Origin of the sequence: Nonomuraea sp. NPDC050536 (assembly GCF_044457685.1) — a bacterium.
Classification (GTDB): domain Bacteria; phylum Actinomycetota; class Actinomycetes; order Streptosporangiales; family Streptosporangiaceae; genus Nonomuraea.
The window spans coordinates 41,940-59,691 of the sequence record NZ_JBITHD010000005.1 but is presented as its reverse complement, the minus strand read 5'-3'; the positions used below and the strand labels follow the sequence as shown (position 1 = coordinate 59,691).

Here is a 17,752-nt window from a genome sequence, read left to right as displayed (position 1 = left end):
GATCAGATAACAAATCCCCATCCGAGCTGCAATACGGTCTGTGGATCTGGAAAAATCCACCCTTACGACCCCAAGAAAGGCATTTCATGATCCCCCCGGTCCGGCGCCTGCTGGCGGCTGCGCTCTTCGGCGCGCTGCTCGTGCTGCCCGGATTCACAGGGACTTTCGGCCTCGGTGGGGTCGCGCGGGCCGACACCAGTGTGCAGACCGTGTCGCTGGCCAAGACGGCCGCCGATGTGCAGAAGGTCGCCAACTACTGGAAGCCGGACAAGCTCAAGAAGGCTGACAACTACTCCCCCGCCACCCCGGCTACCAAGCCCGCCGCCACGGCCACCTCCACCGCCGCGGCCACCGCCGGGCCGGTCACCAAGGTGCTCAAGGGCCGCAGCGCGCCGCGCGTGTCTCCCGCCGCGCCGAAGAAGGGCGGGGTGGCCAGCACCATGGGCAAGGTCTTCTTCCGCTTCGGCGACAAGGAGTACTGGTGCTCGGCCAGCTCGGTCGCGGCAGGCAACCGCAGCGTGGTCGCCACCGCCGGGCACTGCGCTTACGACCCGCGCCAGGGCGTGGCCGCCGAGTACTGGATCTTCGTGCCCAACCCCGGACCCAACGGCGAGACGCCCAACGGGATCTACGTGGGCTCCTCGATCAGCATGCACCTGGACTGGGCCGGCAAGGGCGACTACGACTTCGACTACGCCTTCGTCACCGTGCACCGCGGGTTCACCTGGACCGAGAAGGACGGCAGGTACGTCATGACCGACGTCGGCCGGCTCCAGGACAACGTCGGCGGCGAGGGCCTGGCGATCAACCAGAAGACCGGCAACGTGGTCATCGCCTTCGGCTACCCGGCGGGCCCGGAGCCCGATGGCAGCCGGCCGTACAACGGCCTGGCCCTCGAGCTGTGCAAGGGGCTCACGTCCTGGACCGTCGCCCCGGGCCTCGACCTGCAGAAGGGCGTGCAGCTGCAGCCGTGCAGCTTCACCGCAGGCGCCAGTGGCGGACCCTGGCTGATCAACTACAACCCGGCGCAGAAGCTGGGCGACCTCACCGGGATCAACAGCCTGACCTGGAACCGGGACGCCAAGGGATCCTACGACGCGGTCTCCTCGCCCAACTTCGACTCGGTCACCGGCGAGATCTACCGACACGCCGCAGCGCTCACCACGCCGTCAAAAGTGACGTAAGTCACATCTGACCGAACCTCCTCCTTGCTGATCAGCGACGATACGATCACGCTCCGGTTTTGGATCTTTGACTGGCCTTTGACCAGGCATACCGGAAATTCCCATGACCAGAGTCAGACCGGTAGGTTCCTGCGCTGACCATCTGCTGATTTGTCGGGCGCGCCCGGTTACTCAGCGCAAGGCAAGCCTGGAGTCTTTACCGTGAAGCGAATCCTTCTCCCGGTCGGCGGCGCCGTCCTGGCGGCCGGCCTGCTCACCGCGAGCCTGGTGGGCGGCCCCGCCCAGGCCGCCGGCGACATCGCCAAGGACCCGATGGCCACCAACACCGGACAGGCCTCCAAGGTCGCCGCCTTCTGGGCGGCCTCCAACTTCGCCGCTCTCCGCCAGGCGACCCAGTACACCTGGGACTCCAAGGAGGTGTCGAAGAAGGTCGTCTCCAAGGGCGGCTACACCCCCGACGGACGCCCGGGCTCGGTCTCCCCGATCGGCCAGGACAAGGCGCCGGCCGTCAGGGCCCAGAACGTCAACATCCCCAGGACCATCGGCAAGGTCTTCTTCGTCGACGGCCAGGGCAAGTTCCGCTGGTGCTCGGCCACCTCCGTCCAGTCGCAGTACCGCAACCTGGTCGCCACCGCCGGCCACTGCGTCTACGACACCGACGCCAACACCGACGTGCTGGACAACTGGGCCTTCGTGCCCGGCTACTACCAGGGCAAGATGCCGTGGGGCATCTACGTGGGTAAGCAGGCCTTCACCCACTACGACTTCGACACCTACGAGGACTACGACCGCGACTTCGCGTTCGTCACCGTTTACAACGGCATCCTCTTCGACGGTGTCAAGCAGGTCGACGCCAAGGACTACGGCCAGTTCAGCGGGCCCAAGTGGAGCCACGGCGGACACAACTACATCCTGGTGTCCAAGGACGCGGGCCGCCTCGGCGACGCCGTCGGCGGTCAGGGCGTCGCCTGGAACCAGCCCACCGGCAAGACGGTCCGCACCTTCGGTTACCCCGCGGCCCCCCACCCCGACGGCAACCGGCCCTACTCCGGGGTCACGCCGAAGACCTGCTACGGCGCGACCACCGCGAAGGCCGTCGGCGCGCCCTGGCTCAAGATCGAGGAGCACATCGGGCTCAAGTGCGCCGTCACGCCCGGCTACGACGGCGGCCCTTGGCTGATCCAGTACAACAACGGGCGCCGCCTCGGCCTGGTCAACGGTGTCACCAGCACCTTCGCCGACCAGGACGGGAACGACCGCATCGACACGATCACCTCGCCGTACTTCGACGGCGAGACGGCCGCGGTGTACAACGCGGCCAAGAGCGTCTGGTCCGGCAAGATCGTCGGCCCCAACGGCGAGCTCTACAAGTAACCCCCTCCACCCCTCCAAAGGGCCCGGCACCACTCACGGTGCCGGGCCCTTCTTTTTTTGCGCACCACTCCCGCCCATTACGTGCGGCTCCCACCTATTACGTACGGCCCGCTCCCCGGCGTACGGCTCCCGCACTCCCGACCCGCACGTCCCCTGTTCCCTCTGCGCCACCTCTCACCTCGGAACCAAGCCCCCTCAGCCAGACCACCCTGGGCAACCGCCCGCGCTCGGGCACCCCGGCACCGCCCCCGACCCCTCAGCTACGGGCGCCCCCTGGCGCCGGGTCGGCGAGCTGTTGGTCGGCGGTCGTCGGCGCCCCTGAACGGCGGCCAGCCGATCCTCGGGACGTGGCCCATGGGGCGTCGTAACGGTGGCCGGCCATGTATCGCCGGAGGAGCGTCTCCCTGGACAGGGGCCAGCCGAAGTGCGGTGGTTGGCGGTGGGGTGGCCTTGCCGTACGAGAAGAGACCTCAGACCACGCACGGACGGAGCCCAGAGCGAGGCATCGCACCGCGAAGTGACCTCAGCACGGGGCGACTCCCCGCGAAGGGAGCCCTGGAACGGGCCAACTCACGGCGAAAGAGCCCGCAGAACGGGCCCCGTGGGGCGCGGAAAGGGCGGTGGCGGCGCGAACCTGAAGATCTCCTGTGAGTTGGGGAGCGAATTAGACGGAGATCGGGCCGATCCGGTTCCTGTGATCTGAGTCACATTGTGTAGCTCACGGATCGTGGCGTGCCACTTACGGCGCTTTCGCGCCATCCGCTACAACCCCCCGCATACCCAGTAAGAACGTGGCGAGACGATCACTCGCCGCGAAGATCTCTGACTGGTAACAGCACGGTCACGACGGTAAGGGTGACTACCAGATCGCCCAAAGCGGCTTTTACCTGCGGAGATCACCGCGCTATGTTCCTGGCTATCCCTTTACTGACGCATGGGACGCGTGTTGCGACCCACGACAGAGCAAGGAGCAGTTCCCTTGAAGCGCATCCTCATCCCCGCCGGTGGTGCCGTTCTGGCTACCGGCCTTCTGGCTGCCGGCCTGGCCGGCACCGCCACGGCCGCCAGCGACGTCGCCACCGACCCGATGGCGGCGAGCGCGGCAAATGCGAAGGCCATCGCACAGTTCTGGGCCGAGTCCAACGGCGCCGCCCTGAAGTCGGCCACCGAGTCCAACGTCTGGGACAAGGCTGACGTCGCCAAGCTGCAGAGCAAGGGCGGCTACAGCCCGGACACGAAGCCCGGCTCCACGGCCCCGATCGGCCAGGAGAAGAAGACGTCCTCGAAGTACCAGAACGTCAACATCCCCAAGACGATCGGCAAGGTCTTCTTCGTCAACGGCAAGGGCGAGAAGAAGTGGTGCTCCGCCACCTCGATCCAGTCGAAGTACCACAACCTGGTCGCCACGGCCGGCCACTGTGTCTACGACACCCAGAGCAACGTCGACACCATGTCGAAGTGGGTCTTCGTGCCCGGCTACTACCAGGGCAAGGCGCCCTGGGGCATCTACGTGGGTAAGCAGGCCTTCACCCACTACGACTTCGACAACTACGAGGACTACGACCGCGACTACGCCTTCGTAACCGTCTACAACGGCATCAAGGTGTCGGGGGTTACCCCGAAGCAGGTGTCGAAGGCCGAGTTCGACAAGTTCACGGGCATCAAGGATGCCAAGGACGTGGAGATCACCCAGGCCGACTACCAGAAGTGCAAGGACCTCAACGGCGGCGAGACCCCGGACTGCTGGGCCAAGACCGACACCAAGATCGAAGAGGTCGGCCCCGACTACCCCGGCGCCGTCAAGGCCTTCACTGAGGTGACCAAGGAGCAGTACGACGCCGCCCCCAAGGGCAGCGGCAACGGCTCCCAGGCCCCCGCCCAGACCAAGGCCGAGAACGTCACGAAGTCGGAGTACGACGCCTACAAGGGCCCGGGCTACCGCAAGATCGACGCTCGCGGCAACTACACCATCACCCACTACTTCACCAAGCACTGGGTGAAGAAGACCGACATCAAGGGCTACTACAAGACGGTCTTCTACATCATCGAGAGCTCGGCGCTGGACGCCGGTCGTCTCGGTGACGCCGTCGGCGGCCAGGGCTTCGCGTGGAACCAGCCCACCGGCAAGTACGTCCGCGTGTTCGGCTACCCGGCCGCTCCCCACCCGGACGGCAACAAGCCCTACACCGGCGTCACGCCGAAGTGGTGCTACGGCAAGACCTCGAAGAAGCTCGTCGGCTCCGCCGCCAAGAAGATCGAGGAGCACATCGCCCTCAAGTGCGCCATGACCGAGGGTGCCGACGGTGGCCCGTGGCTGTACAAGTACAGCAACACCAAGCGTCTCGGCTACGTGAACGGTGTCACCAGCACCTTCAACGACCAGGACGGCAACGGCCGCGTCGACTACATCTCCTCGCCGTACTTCGACGGCGAGACGGCTGCCGTCTACAAGGCCGCCTCCAACGTGTGGTCCGGCAAGATCGTCTAGTTCGCTAGATCCCCAACGATCATCTCCCAGGCGATCGTTGACCCTGTAACACCCGAGGGGCCCGGCATTGCCGGGCCCCTCGGTCGTTTTTGTGTGGCCCATTGGACGCAGGAGACGCGCTGGCGGTGCCATCCGGGCGATGTGATGTGCATCACACACGGATGGGAAGGTCCTCCTGGGCGGCACTTCAGTCACAGAAGCCACACTTACCCCGCACTTATGCTGATCAGCTCAAATGCCACCCAAGCGACACTCCGCCGGGCCATGCGCTTCTGCCGCCTAAACATCACAGAACGATCACGGCCGATCTGTCCCGGCTTTTCCCGCCAAAGCGGCTACCAGATCCCAAGATCGACACTGTATGTTCCTGGCTATCCCTTTACTGACGCATGGGACGCAAGAAGCGTTCCACGACAGCGCAAGGAGTTACCTTGAAGCGCATCCTCCTCCCCGCCGGTGGCGCCATTCTGGCCACCGGTCTGCTGGCTGCTGGCCTGGCCGGCACCGCTCAGGCCGACAACCCGTACGACATGGACCAGATGGCGGCTGCCGCCAAGGTCAACGATGTCCTCAACTTCTGGACGGCCGCCAACGGCGCTGCCCTGAAGAGGGCTGAGGCGTACACCTTCGACTACAAGAAGGTCAGCCACATCCAGCAGAAGGGCGGGTATACGCCCGACACGAAGCCCAGCTCCGTGCCGGCGATCGGTGACGAGCCGAAGAAGGCCATCAAGTACCAGAACATCAACGTTCCGAAGAGCATCGGTCGCGTGTTCTTCGCGATCGGCGACAAGCTGTACTGGTGCTCCGGCACCTCGGTGCAGTCGCAGTACCGCAACCTGGTCGCCACGGCCGGCCACTGCGTCTACGACATCGCTGGTAACAACGACGTCCTCGACAAGTGGGTCTTCGTCCCGGGCTACTACCAGGGCAAGGCTCCGGCTGGCATCTACGTTGGTAAGACGGCGTTCACGCACTACGACTTCACCAACTACGAGGACTTCGACCGCGACTACGCGTTCGTCCAGGTCTACAACGGCCTGAAGACGCAGGAGCAGATCCAGCCGAAGAAGGTCTCCTACGAGGAGTTCCAGGCCTGGAAGGGCCTGAGCGACGCCAAGGACATCGAGATCGGCTACGACGAGTACAAGAAGTGCTACGACCTGCACGGCGGCGAGACCCCGGACTGCTGGGCCAAGGCGAGCACCACGGACGACCAGGTTGGTCCTGACTTCGTGGGCGCCATCAAGGTTCTCAAGGAAGTCCCGGTCGAGACGTACAACGCCGCGCCGACCGGCAAGGTGAACGGTGGCAAGGCTATCTCCGCCACCTACACCGAGCAGGTCACCAAGTCGGCGTACGACGCGTACACCGGCCCGGGCTACCGGAAGATCGACGCCAAGGGCAACTACACCATCACCCACTACTTCGTGAAGTACTGGGTGAAGCGCACCAACAGCGTCAAGTTCTACCGGACCGAGTTCTACATCATCGACAGCGCGGCGGTCGACGCCGGTCGCCTCGGCGACAACGTCGGCGGCGCTGGCCTGGCGTGGAACCAGCCCACCAACAAGTACGTCCGTACCTTCGGCTACCCGGGTGGCGAGCACCCCGACGGCAACCGTCCCTACACGGGCGTCACGCCGAAGTGGTGCTACAACAAGACCTCGGGCAAGGCGACTGTCATCGCCGCCTACAAGGTCGAGGAGCAGGTGGCCCTGAAGTGCGCCGTCACCGGCGGCATGGACGGTTCCTCCTGGCTGTACAAGTACAGCAACGCCAAGCGCACCGGTTACGTCAACGGCATCACCAGCCTCATCCTGGACGTCGACGGCAACAACCGTTACGACACGATCACCTCGCCGTACTTCGACGGTGAGACCGCTGTGGTCTACAAGGCCGCCAGCAACCAGTGGTCCGGCAAGCTGTACTAAATCAGCTTCCTCTGGCCTGGGGTCCAAACCCAGTCCAACCAGCTTCACCCGAAGGGCTCGGCGCAAGCCGGGCCCTTCGGCCTTTCACCGGAAGGGGCTCCTGCATACGCAGGGGCCCCTTCCGGCTTCTCTCCGATATCACCGCACTTCAGGAGCTCCAAGACATCCGGCAAGATCCCTTACCTCTGTGACCAGAGTGACGCTAGGGTCTTTACACCCCAAGTGTTAACTCTGTGGAGTCCCTTGTGAAGCGCCTGCTCATCCCCCTGACCATCGCCGGCCTGAGCGCAGCTGCTCTGACCCTCCCCGCCCAAGCCGACCCGACCGATCCCCTCACGCCCAAGGCCGCAGACGCCTACCGCGCGGCCTCCTTCTGGCTGGACGCCAACGGCGCGGCACTCAAGAAGGCCACCGAGTACCACTGGGATCTCAAGCAAGTCCCTAAGCTCATCCAGGCCAAGACCACCCCGGACGGCAAGCCGGGCGAGACCGCCCCCATCACCCCGCAGGCTCCCAAGCACGCCCAGAACATCAACCTGCCCATCACCCTGGGCAAGATGTTCTTCCTGGACCGCGAGGGCAACTACCGCTGGTGCTCCGCCTCCTCCATCCAGGCCCGCAACCGCAACCTGGTGGCCACCGCCGCCCACTGCGTCTACGAGGGCGCCGATCGCACCTACGCCAAGTGGGTCTTCGTGCCCGGCTACTACCAGGGCAAGGCCAACTGGGGCGTCTACGTCGGCGCCTACGCCTTCTCCGGTGACGCCGACGTGGCATTCGTCGCCGTACACAATGGCTTCGCCTTCAACGGCGAGAAGCAGGTGTCCTTCGAAGAGTTCAAGAACTGGCAGGGCGACAAGTGGGTCAAGCCCCGCGAGATCGCCCCGAAGGATTGCCTGCTCAAGCTGGGCCAGTGCTGGTCCGAGGGATCCAGCAAGGAACTCGTGGGCCCCAGCTTCCCCAACGCCGCCCTTGAGCGCAGCGAGGTCACCGAGCAGGTGTACGGCGCGGCCAAGCCGGGCAAGGGCAACGGCTTCAAGCTCGGCGAGCCCATCCCCACCCCCGTCACCAAGTCCCAGTGGGACGCCTACAAGGGCCCCGGTAAGAAGAGCGTCGACGCGGCGGGCAACTACCTCATCACCCACTTCTACACGCAGAAGTGGGTCAAGCCCGGCCTGGACCGTAAGTTCTACGTGGCCGAGTTCATCATCGGCCTGGCCAAGGACACCGGCCGCCTCGGCGACGCCGTCGGCGGCCAGGGCGTCTCCTGGAACCAGCCCATGGGCAGCCCGGTCATGGCCTTCGGTTACCCCGCCGACCCGCAGCCCGACGGCGACAAGCAGTTCACCGGCCTGACGCCCAAGTGGTGCAGCGGCAAGACGGGCACCAAGATGTACCAGGTCAATACCTTCCGGGCGGAGACGCACCAGATCCTGAAGTGCTCGATGACCGGCGGCGCCGACGGCGGCCCATGGATCGCCAAGTACGACAACAACAAGCGCAGCGGCTTCGTCAACGGCGTCACCAGCCTGATCCAGGACACCGACAACAACGGCCGCATCGACACGATCAGCACCGCCTACTTCGACGGCGAGATCGCCGGCATCTACAACAAGGCCACCTCCGCCGCCACCAACCCGGTCGTCAGCCCCAAGGGCGAACTGATGCAGTAGCCGCCTAGGTGAGGGCGAGCTCCTTGGTCTGCTCGTGCAACTCGATGACGACCGGCTCTGACTTGTACGGCTCAAGCCGCCGCCGCAGGTCGTTGGCGTAGGAACGAGATCGGGCGGACTGGAGCTCGCCCGCCATCGTGAACGCCTCGGCGGCAGCCGTACAGGCCTCCTCGAGTTCGCCGCACTGCAGCAGGCCCGCGGTCAGCAGCGACAGATTGAACATCTTGCCGCGGACGAATCGACCGTCCATGTCGAGCGAACGGCGGGCCTGACGGACCGTGCGATCGCCCTCCCCCAGGTCGCGAAAGCAGTGGGCGAACTTGGCCGACAGATACGCCTCGTCGAAGTAGCCGAGCCACTCCGGCTCGTCGGCACGGACACGCCGATCGAAGGACACCTCCGACTGGTGCAACGAAGTCGCGCAGGAACGCGCGTCGCCCAGGCCCGCATGGGCGTGGGCCTCCAGGACGTGGCACGAGGCCACCAAGGCGGGAGTGTCCGACTGGCGGGCCGACATCTGCGCGGCGCGCGCCAGATCGAGCGCGTGCGCCGGCTGGCCCATGTAGATCGCCTGGTGAGCCATGCCGGCCAGGATCTCCGCGCCCAGCGCGTGGTCGCCCGCGCCGCGGGCCAGGCGCAGCGCCTGGATGAGGTAGCGCTGGGCCAGGCCGTGCTGCTCCAGGTCGTAGGCCATCCATCCGGCCAGCCGGGTCAGCTCGGCCGCGGCAAGTGCCAGCTGCTTCCCGGTGGCCTCGCCGTACGAACCCTCCTTGAGCAGCGGGGAGACGGCCGAGTCCAGATATTTGATGACAGAGGAGCGGACGCGCCCGCTGCCGAAGCGATTGTCCAGCTCACCGAACGACCGCGTGATCTCGTGGATCGCGGCGATGTCCGCCTTGCCCACTCTGCGGCTACCTGTGCCCTGAGGTCGGGCTTCGGGTGGAGAGGTGAGCCATCGGATCGCCCCCACGGATCCCGCCCCGATCGCGAACGTCGAGTCGAGCAGGAACCTCCGTCTCTCCACATCGGCCCGCCACAGCGCCGTCACGGTCGCGACCCCCTCCTGCCAGGTGTGCGTGAACTCCTGCCCGAGATGGAGGGGTGTAGTAGCGCTCGGCATGCCGAGGTCCTCGGGGGTGACCGGCCTGCCCAGGCTCAGCGCGAAGATCTCTGTCAGGAGGCACGGCACGGGATCGCGCGGCCGCTGACCACCGATCCAGCGCAGCACGGAACTGTGGTCGTAGCGCAGGCCAGGAGTCCCACGGGCAACGCCAAGGTCATTGAGACGCCTGGCCAGCCCCTTGTGGGAGAAGCCCGCCTCGGTGATGATCCGCTGGAGCAGTCGGTTGGGCTCGCGTTCCATCGCTCTCCTCGTCACAGGAGTCGGCGCTCCGCATCCTTACAGAGAGCACCTGTTATAGCACGATGAGTAAAGCCTCTCTTGACGTTCCCAAACCTCTTTGCTGAAGGTCCAGCTCGAGACCCTCATCGGACGGCGGGCCGCTCCGGTCGTCTAGGGAGATGCTCCTCCGACGACACGGGCTAGTCGCCGGAGGTGGTGTACGAATTCAGCCTGGTGATAGGCGCGGCTGCCGTGTCTCCAGGATCTACGCCAGAAAGAAGGCAATGACCCTCAATGTGCAGGTGGAGGCGTTCTGCATCCGAGCTTTGGACCGCCGGCCGCACGCTGACGCACTGCCCCAGAAGGTGCGCGAGTACCCAAGGTGTGGGGTGGACGACTTCGCCCTGCACCGCCGTCACCGCTACGCCACCGTGCTGCGCCCGCTGGATGAACCATCATCAAGCGCCAGGCACGCGTGCCCGAACCCGAACGCCTACAACGCGTGCCGCACTACCGGCCCATCCTCGTCGCCCTCTGTCGCGACCGCTGCGTCGGCGATCCCGCTGTTCCCCTCCTGCACGTATTCAACGAGATCAAGGCCCTCGGCTACCCCGGCAGCTTCAACCTTCTCCACCGCTACATCACCCAAGGCCAGGTCGAAGCAGACCGCCTGCCCATCGGACCTTTCGGGCCTATCGAACGTAACGATGGAGAGGACCAGGTGGCGAGCTTGCATCAGCAGGTTGAGCTTAGACGCTGCATTGGCGTTCAGCGCCATCGCAAATTTCCAGCGCCTTGAGTGACGCGCCATGGATAGATGGCTTACAGCATTAAAGAACGGCGTGAACAACCGCTAGCTTCCCATCCATCGACCAATTGTAGCTTTCTGCTCAGCTATTGTTCCTACAGCGTCCGGAGCGGCAGGGGAGAATATATCGACGCTAGGCAGAGGGTCGGAAGATCGCGACTCAACGTGGACGTATGCATACCGCCCACGGGCCATTTGACGCTGCATGGCCGACGAAAAGACATCACGCCGAGCACCATTACATAGAAGGAGTAGTCCTGCGTCTTCCAAATCCTGGCGAACCCACGCCAGACATTCGAAGAGGTCCAGGCCGGAAGCGCTCACCACATGGCCGCCAGGTAGTTCAACCTCAACTATCGGGGTCCCTGTACTTGAGAATCAAACCTGGGCCTCTTCCGATGAGTCGGACTCAACAACCCGCAGGGTGACTGATTTCATACCGCCAGCATTCGACATTAGGCAACCATTCATCTGATTTCAGAATCCCAGGCACCTTGCCGATCTGACGATGTATGTGCCGCGGAACGGACACCTCGTTCTCGCCTGCTGTCACACTCCGGCCCAACGAGGGCGACCACGCAAGGACGCCGAGCATCACTCCCCGCCATATCTGCCTACACAGACGGCTCAGAGCACTACACAACATCCGGACTTTAACTTTGGCTTACACTGCACACAAGATCCCAAAAACGTGACAGGAAAGTCGCAATCCGTGGCAATCGGACTATTTCACCAAACCTGCCTGGATCCGCTCCTGGCCGTCCCGATGACTGCGGCTGCATGTTTAACATGCATCGTGCGGGGCGCGGATCAACTGGTCCGGAACGCTTCTATCGATCCCGATTGGTCCTTTTCCTCTGCGGGCTCAACAATCGCCCGATGGCGCCTGGGCCTTCCGGAAATACAAACGGCTCATACGCCTGTGCTCATTCATCCTGGGTGAGGTTTCGTGCTCCTGCGGTTGAGACGAGTACACCTCGCCGCTTCCACACCTGCTTGCAGTCTGTAGTGAATCACTAGCATCCCGTGTTCATGCCCTCACCGCGTCATGACGCCATGAAGAACCTCTTCCGCGACTGCCCACAGGCGGCAGTCGAGATCCTCCAATCCTTGGGGGTCGACCTGCCCGACACCTCGCTGATCCGGGAGGAGAGCCCTGTTTTCAACACCAGGCCCTCCGATGACCTGGAATCCGACCTGGTGTTGGTCCTCGGGCCGCCCCAGCAGCCGCTGCGCGGTATCGCCGTGGAGCCGCAGGGGGACAAGTCCAAGGATCCCGTCCAACTGGCACGATATGCGGCGGCGGGATGGCTGCAACTGCAGTGCCCGTTCCACGTGCTGGTGGTCACCCACGACCGCAAGGTCGCCGAGCACTATGCCAAGCCGGTGAGGACCGGCCTGCCTGGATACACCTTCCAGGCAATCGTCTTGGGCCCTCACAACGTGCCGGTCATTACCGATCCCAACCAGGTCACAGCACAGCCGGTGCTGGCCGCGTTCGGGGTCGCGATACACGGCCTCGACCCGGCGGTCAGGAGCGCATATGCCAAGGGTATCGCGCTGCTACCGTCCGATTACACTCCGGCTTACACTGAACACACCTACTGCATATCCCCCCGTGACATCCAACTGCTCCTGGAGGACGACATGCGCACCACCGACTGGCCGGTCTACAGCCCCTTCGCCAAGGAGCACTTCGGCCGAGGCCTCGCAGAGGGCCGCGCGGAGGAGGCGGCTCGAATGCTCCTACTGGTGCTGGAGACTCGGGACCTTGCCGTGCCAGACGAGTCGCGTACGCGGATCACTTCCTGCACCGATCTCGCCCAGTTGGAGTCCTGGACGCGCAGAGCTGTCACGGTCGCCACCATCCAGGAGCTGTTCGACTGACCATCGGCACAGGGATCAACCATTCGGGGCTCGCCTCGCCTGGCCTCCTACCGTCCACCACGTCACTCGACAGATGGGTGACGGCGGTTGTTGAAGTGGCGGGGCTCGGTTGGCGGTCGGGTGAGGCGGCCTTCAATGGCGCTCTCCGGGCGGTTGTGCGGCCTTGGCAATAGGTCGCTCCCCCTTTTAGCCGATGGGGAGCATGTGACTCCAGGGAATGCCTGAAAGCGCGATGTCGGACGACATGAGTACCACCGACTGGCCGGTCTACAGCCCCTTCGCCAAGGAGCACTTCGGCCGAGGCCTCGCAGAAGGCCTGGCAGAGGGCCTGGCAGAGGGCCGAGCAGAGGGCCGAGCAGAGGGCAGGGCAAAGGTGGCAGCGCGGATGCTCCTGCTGGTGCTGGAGGCTCGGGGCCTTGCCGTGCCAGAGGAGTTGCGTGTACGGATCACCTCCTGCACCGACCTCGCTCAGCTGGACTCCTCGACGATCAGAGGCGCTAACGCCGCCACCATTGAGGAGCTGTTCGACTGACGGGCGGCAAGGGGTCAACCCTTTAAGAGCTGCCTCATCTGACCTCCTACCGTCCATGCGACACTCGGCAAAACGGGTAGGCGGCGGGTCTTGGATGTCGGAGTTCAGTCCGTGATCGGGGAAGGCGCATTCCTCTGCTGAACCGCCGGCCTGACGTTGTCGTCTGCCTGCGTCTGGACATGAGCGGTTCACGCCGAGCAGTGCGTGTCTCCACCATTGAGGCGTATCAGCTCGACGGGCCCGCGAGGACATACAGGCACATCAACACGCTTATGAAGGACGAGCCCGGCGCGCCCGCCCTCGGCAGTCCCATTCCGATCGAGATCGACTGGGCCGAACTCGGGTTCTAGTGAGCTACGCGGGCGCAAGCTCTTGGAAAGCGCCCGAGCGCAGCGAGGACCACGCCGGTGTGGGGCTTGGGGGCGCCGAGGCCCCAGGGGAACACAGTCTGAGCGCCGCAGGCGTGAAGCCGTGCCCTTGTGGGGGGCGCTGAGCCCCCCACAGAGCGGTTAGCGGCGGGCGACGCCGTCTTCGCGGGCTTGGGTGGCGACCGCAGTGGTTACGGCGGGGGCGACTCGGGGGTCGAAGGGGCTGGGGATGATGTAGTCGGCGGCGAGGGCGTCGCCTACCACGTCTGCCAGGGCTCGCGCTGCGGCCACCTTCATGTTTTCGGTGATGGAGGAGGCTCGGACGTCCAGGGCGCCTCGGAAGACGCCGGGGAACGCCAGGACGTTGTTGATCTGGTTGGGGTAGTCGGAACGGCCTGTGGCCACGACGGCCGCGTGGCGGAGCGCCACCCCAGGGTCGATTTCGGGGGTCGGGTTCGACAGGGCGAAGACGATCGACTGGTCAGCCATGGACGCGATAGACGATTCCGAGACCGTGGAGCCCGACAGGCCGATGAAGACGTCGGCCCCCTCGAGGGCCTGCTCCGTCGAACCAGTGAAGCCGGCCTTGTTGGTGTCGCGGGCCAGGGCTTCCTTGTACGGGTTCAGGCCGGACCTGCCCGAATAGATCATGCCCTTGGAGTCGGAGACCGCGATGTCGCCGATGCCCGCTTCCAGCAAGATCCGGGTGACGGCAACGCCCGAGGCGCCGGCGCCCGCGACCACGGCACGCAGCGAACCCAGGGGCCTGCCGGTAAAGCGGGCCGCGTTGGTCAGGGCGGCGAGGGCGACGATGGCGGTGCCGTGCTGGTCGTCGTGGAAGACGGGGATGTCGAGCAGGTCGCGCAGCCGCTCTTCGACCTCGAAGCAGCGCGGGGCGCTGATGTCCTCCAGGTTGATCCCGCCGAAGGAGGGGGCCAGCCGTACAACCGTCTCGACGAGAGCGTCGACGTCGGTGCAGTCGAGGCAGATGGGGACGGAGTCGACGCCGCCGAACTCCTTGAACAGCAGCGCCTTGCCCTCCATCACGGGCATGGCGGCGGCGGGGCCGATGTCGCCGAGGCCGAGGACGGCGGTGCCGTCAGAGACGACGGCGACGACGTTGGAGACCCAGGTGTAGTCGTGGGCGAGCGACGGAGTGTCGGCGATCGCGGTGCAGACGCGGGCGACGCCGGGCGTGTAGGCCAGGGACAGGTCGTCGGCGTCGCGGACGGGGATGGTCGAGCGGACCTCCAGCTTGCCGCCCCTGTGCAGGGCGAAGGCGGGATCCAGGTCGAGCGTTTCGAGCGAAGTAGAAGCAGGCGTGACAGCCACAGCGACCCCTGTAGTTCATCGGACGGAAGAGACCTTCGGCAGACTTCGCGAGAGGCCTGGCTTCGGTAGCCGCCAGGATCCCCTCGACGATCGTCTCGTGAGGGGGATACGGGGGTCACCCGTTTGCCTATCGTGTCACATGCTCAGGTGAGTTGGGTGTCGGGGTCGACGCCGTTCTGTTGACGCATTGTTAAATACCTGAGGACGGAGTGCAGCAAGTCCAATCTAAACTTCACAAAACCCAACGTTCGTGGCATATCACTCACGAGGAGGCCAGACATGGCCAACTGGCCCATGCGCGGTGCGCTCGTCTTGACCGCCGCCCTCGCGCTGTCCGCCTGTGGCAGCAGCGGCGGCAGCCCTACCACGTCCACAAGTTCCGCAGCGGCGGGCGGTGTTCAGTTGGTCTCGCCGGGCAAGCTGACGACCTGCACGAACCTGCCCTATCCTCCCTTCCAGTCCAAGGACGCCAGCGGCAAGGTCGTCGGGTTCGACGTCGACATGATCGACCTGGCGGCGAAGAAGCTCGGCGTGACCCAGGAGATCGTCGACATCGACTTCGACGCGATCAAGGGTGGCGCGGCGCTCAACGCGGGAAAGTGTGATGTCGCCGCGGCCGGCATGACGATCACCGCGGACAGGAAGCAGCACCTGGACTTCTCCGACCCGTACTTCGACGAGGTGCTCGGCCTGGTCACCAAGAAGGGCGCGGGGGTCACCTCGCTGGAAGACGCCAAGGCCAAGAACCTCTCGGTCGGCGTCCAGGCGGGCACCACCAGCCTCGACATGGCCAAGAAGGCCGGCATCGAGGCCAAGGAGTTCAAGGACTCCGGCAAGGAACTTCTGGCGCTCCAGTCCGGCCAGGTCGACGTGGTCCTGCAGGACCTGCCCGTGGTCCTGGAGTGGATGAAGAAGCCTGCCGTCTCCTCGGCCTTCGAGCTGGCCGGCCAGGTCCCGACCCATGCGCAGTACGGCTTCGCCACCAAGAAGGGCAACACCGCGCTGCTCAAGGTCATCAATGACGCCCTGGCCGAGGCCGTCAAGGACGGCACCTGGGCGGCCGACTACCAGAAGTGGATGAGCAAGGCGCCCGTCTCCACGCCGTCGCCCGCCTCCTGATCATGGCGACCACCTCGACGCAGGCTGAGCCCGCCCGAAGCGGGCTCAGCCCCCGGCAACGGCGCCGGATCAGCCTGAGCATCCAGTACGTCGTCTTCGTCGTCGTCTGTCTCGCCGTCGCCCTGCTGGCCGACTGGCCGAAGATCGCGCAGAACTTCTTCAACGGCAAGGTGGCGGCGGGGATGTTCCCCGAGCTGTTCACGGTCGCGCTGAAGAACACGCTGATCTTCACCATCTCCGGCTATGCCATCGGCTTCGTCCTGGGCCTGGTGCTGGCGCTGATGCGGCTCTCGTCCGTGACGCCCTACCGGGTCGTGGCCCTGGTCTACATCGAGATCTTCCGCGGCCTGCCCGCGCTGATCATCTTCCTGCTGCTCGGGTTCGGCCTGCCGATCGCCTTCCCCGGCTTCAAGCTGCCCGGAGACGTGTACGGCACCGTCGCGCTCGCGCTCGGCCTGGTCGCCGCGGCCTACATGGCCGAGTCGTTCCGGGCGGGCATCCAGGCGGTGCCCAAGGGGCAGATGGAGGCGGCCCGGTCCCTCGGCATGAAACCCGGGCGCGCGATGCTGTCGATCATCCTGCCCCAGGCGATCAGGATCGTCATCCCGCCGCTGACCAACGAGCTGATCCTGCTGTTCAAGGACTCCTCATTGGTGTTCACGCTCGGCGTCACGGCGGCCACCACCGAACTCACCAAGTTCGGCTCCGACACGACGATCGACCAGGCCAACAGCACGCCCCTGATCGTCGCGGGGGCCACCTACCTGCTGATCACGATTCCGCTGGGCATCGTGGTACGCCGCCTCGAAGCACGCCAGGGGAGGAAGCGGTGACGCACGCGGTCGAGATCAGGGATCTGCACAAGTACTTCGGCGACAACGAGGTGCTCAAGGGGATCGACTTCACTGTCGAGCCCGGGCAGGTGGTCTGCGTGATCGGCCCCTCCGGCTCGGGCAAGTCCACGTTCTTGCGCTGCGTGAACATGCTGGAGACCCCGACGAAGGGACAGGTCTTCGTCAACGGCGCCGAGCTCACCGACCCGGACGCCGACATCGATGCCACCCGAATGCGCGTCGGCATGGTGTTCCAGCAGTTCAACCTCTTCCCGCATCTGACCGCGCTGCAGAACGTGATGATCGCCCAGCAGCGGGTGCTGAGGCGGAGCAAGAAAGAGGCGGCGATCGTCGCCAGGGACAACCTGGAGAAGGTGGGTGTCGCGGCCAAGGGCGACGCCTACCCGGGCCAGTTGTCCGGTGGCCAGCAACAACGGGTGGCCATCGCCAGGGCACTGGCGATGAATCCCGCGCTGATGCTGTTCGACGAACCCACCTCGGCTCTCGATCCCGAACTGGTCGGCGACGTCCTGGCCGTCATGCGCAAGCTGGCGGAGGACGGCATGACCATGCTCGTGGTCACCCACGAGATGGGCTTCGCCCGCGAGGTGGCCGACCGGGTCGTCTTCATGGACGGCGGCGTCATCGTCGAGGACGGCCCGCCGTCGCAGGTGATCGGAGCCCCTCAGCACGAGCGGACACGTTCCTTCCTCAAGCGCGTCCTGCACCCCGAGGGTTGAGTACGGCAGGCCTCCCATTCCGCGACCTGACACTCTGTTAAATCCGTAACGTGATCAGGCGGTTTACCGGGGACGACGGTGGAGATCTGATCAAATGGGGGATTCGATGGCGGATCGTTAACCTACCGAAGGGGACCT

13 protein-coding genes are annotated in these 17,752 nt (G+C 65.1%); 10 read left to right on the top strand and 3 right to left on the bottom strand.

The features are described 5' to 3' along the window. The first annotated feature begins 86 nt into the window (after positions 1-86). The 5 genes from ACIBHX_RS16255 to ACIBHX_RS16235 all read left to right on the top strand — a co-directional run bounded on the left by ACIBHX_RS16255 (position 87) and on the right by ACIBHX_RS16235 (position 8,653). Positions 87-1,184, top strand: a complete 1,098-nt coding sequence (locus ACIBHX_RS16255; RefSeq protein WP_397067886.1) for a trypsin-like serine peptidase — start codon at positions 87-89, stop codon at positions 1,182-1,184. A 201-nt stretch (positions 1,185-1,385) separates the two neighbouring features. After that, on the top strand, positions 1,386-2,558 hold the full coding sequence (locus ACIBHX_RS16250; protein WP_397067885.1) for a trypsin-like serine peptidase: 1,173 nt from the start codon (positions 1,386-1,388) through the stop codon (positions 2,556-2,558). Between the two features lie 979 nt (positions 2,559-3,537). Beyond that, entirely contained in the window at positions 3,538-5,046 is a 1,509-nt protein-coding gene (locus ACIBHX_RS16245) for a trypsin-like serine peptidase (RefSeq protein WP_397067884.1), read from the top strand. A gap of 431 nt (positions 5,047-5,477) precedes the next feature. Further along, positions 5,478-6,980 carry a trypsin-like serine peptidase gene (locus ACIBHX_RS16240; RefSeq protein ID WP_397067883.1) on the top strand — a complete coding sequence of 501 codons (1,503 nt, stop codon included), beginning with the start codon at positions 5,478-5,480 and terminating at the stop codon, positions 6,978-6,980. 245 nt (positions 6,981-7,225) lie between these two features. Next, positions 7,226-8,653, top strand: a complete 1,428-nt coding sequence (locus tag ACIBHX_RS16235; protein WP_397067882.1) for a hypothetical protein — start codon at positions 7,226-7,228, stop codon at positions 8,651-8,653. A gap of 4 nt (positions 8,654-8,657) precedes the next feature. Here ACIBHX_RS16235 and ACIBHX_RS16230 read toward each other — a convergent pair whose 3' ends face one another. Together ACIBHX_RS16230 and ACIBHX_RS16225 are read right to left on the bottom strand one after the other, a co-directional pair. Next, complete coding sequence (locus ACIBHX_RS16230; RefSeq protein WP_397067881.1) at positions 8,658-10,016, bottom strand: hypothetical protein; 1,359 nt, start codon at positions 10,014-10,016, stop codon at positions 8,658-8,660. A gap of 472 nt (positions 10,017-10,488) precedes the next feature. Beyond that, positions 10,489-10,845 (bottom strand): hypothetical protein, encoded by a 357-nt coding sequence (locus ACIBHX_RS16225; RefSeq protein ID WP_397067880.1) that lies wholly within the window; start codon positions 10,843-10,845, stop codon positions 10,489-10,491. Between the two features lie 1,014 nt (positions 10,846-11,859). On the opposite strand from ACIBHX_RS16225, the gene ACIBHX_RS16220 reads away from it, so the two are divergent. Beyond that, the gene (locus ACIBHX_RS16220; RefSeq protein WP_397067879.1) at positions 11,860-12,690 is read left to right on the top strand and encodes a hypothetical protein; all 831 of its coding nucleotides are present in this window, start codon (positions 11,860-11,862) and stop codon (positions 12,688-12,690) included. Between the two features lie 244 nt (positions 12,691-12,934). Then, the gene (locus ACIBHX_RS16215) at positions 12,935-13,222 is read left to right on the top strand and encodes a hypothetical protein (protein WP_397067878.1); all 288 of its coding nucleotides are present in this window, start codon (positions 12,935-12,937) and stop codon (positions 13,220-13,222) included. Between the two features lie 509 nt (positions 13,223-13,731). Here the strand turns inward: ACIBHX_RS16215 and ACIBHX_RS16210 are convergent. Next, a complete protein-coding gene (locus ACIBHX_RS16210; RefSeq protein ID WP_397067877.1) occupies positions 13,732-14,922 on the bottom strand; it encodes an NADP-dependent malic enzyme in 1,191 nt (396 codons plus the stop codon). 279 nt (positions 14,923-15,201) lie between these two features. Here ACIBHX_RS16210 and ACIBHX_RS16205 point away from each other — a divergent pair, with 279 nt between their 5' ends. From ACIBHX_RS16205 to ACIBHX_RS16195, 3 genes are read left to right on the top strand one after another with little or no spacing between them, the layout of a single operon-like run. Further along, entirely contained in the window at positions 15,202-16,041 is an 840-nt protein-coding gene (locus ACIBHX_RS16205) for an ABC transporter substrate-binding protein (RefSeq protein ID WP_397067876.1), read from the top strand. Next, positions 15,996-16,874 (top strand): amino acid ABC transporter permease, encoded by an 879-nt coding sequence (locus tag ACIBHX_RS16200; protein WP_397067875.1) that lies wholly within the window; start codon positions 15,996-15,998, stop codon positions 16,872-16,874. Before ACIBHX_RS16205 ends, ACIBHX_RS16200 begins: the two co-directional genes overlap by 46 nt. After that, entirely contained in the window at positions 16,871-17,614 is a 744-nt protein-coding gene (locus ACIBHX_RS16195; RefSeq protein WP_397067874.1) for an amino acid ABC transporter ATP-binding protein, read from the top strand. Before ACIBHX_RS16200 ends, ACIBHX_RS16195 begins: the two co-directional genes overlap by 4 nt. Positions 17,615-17,752 lie beyond the last annotated feature (138 nt).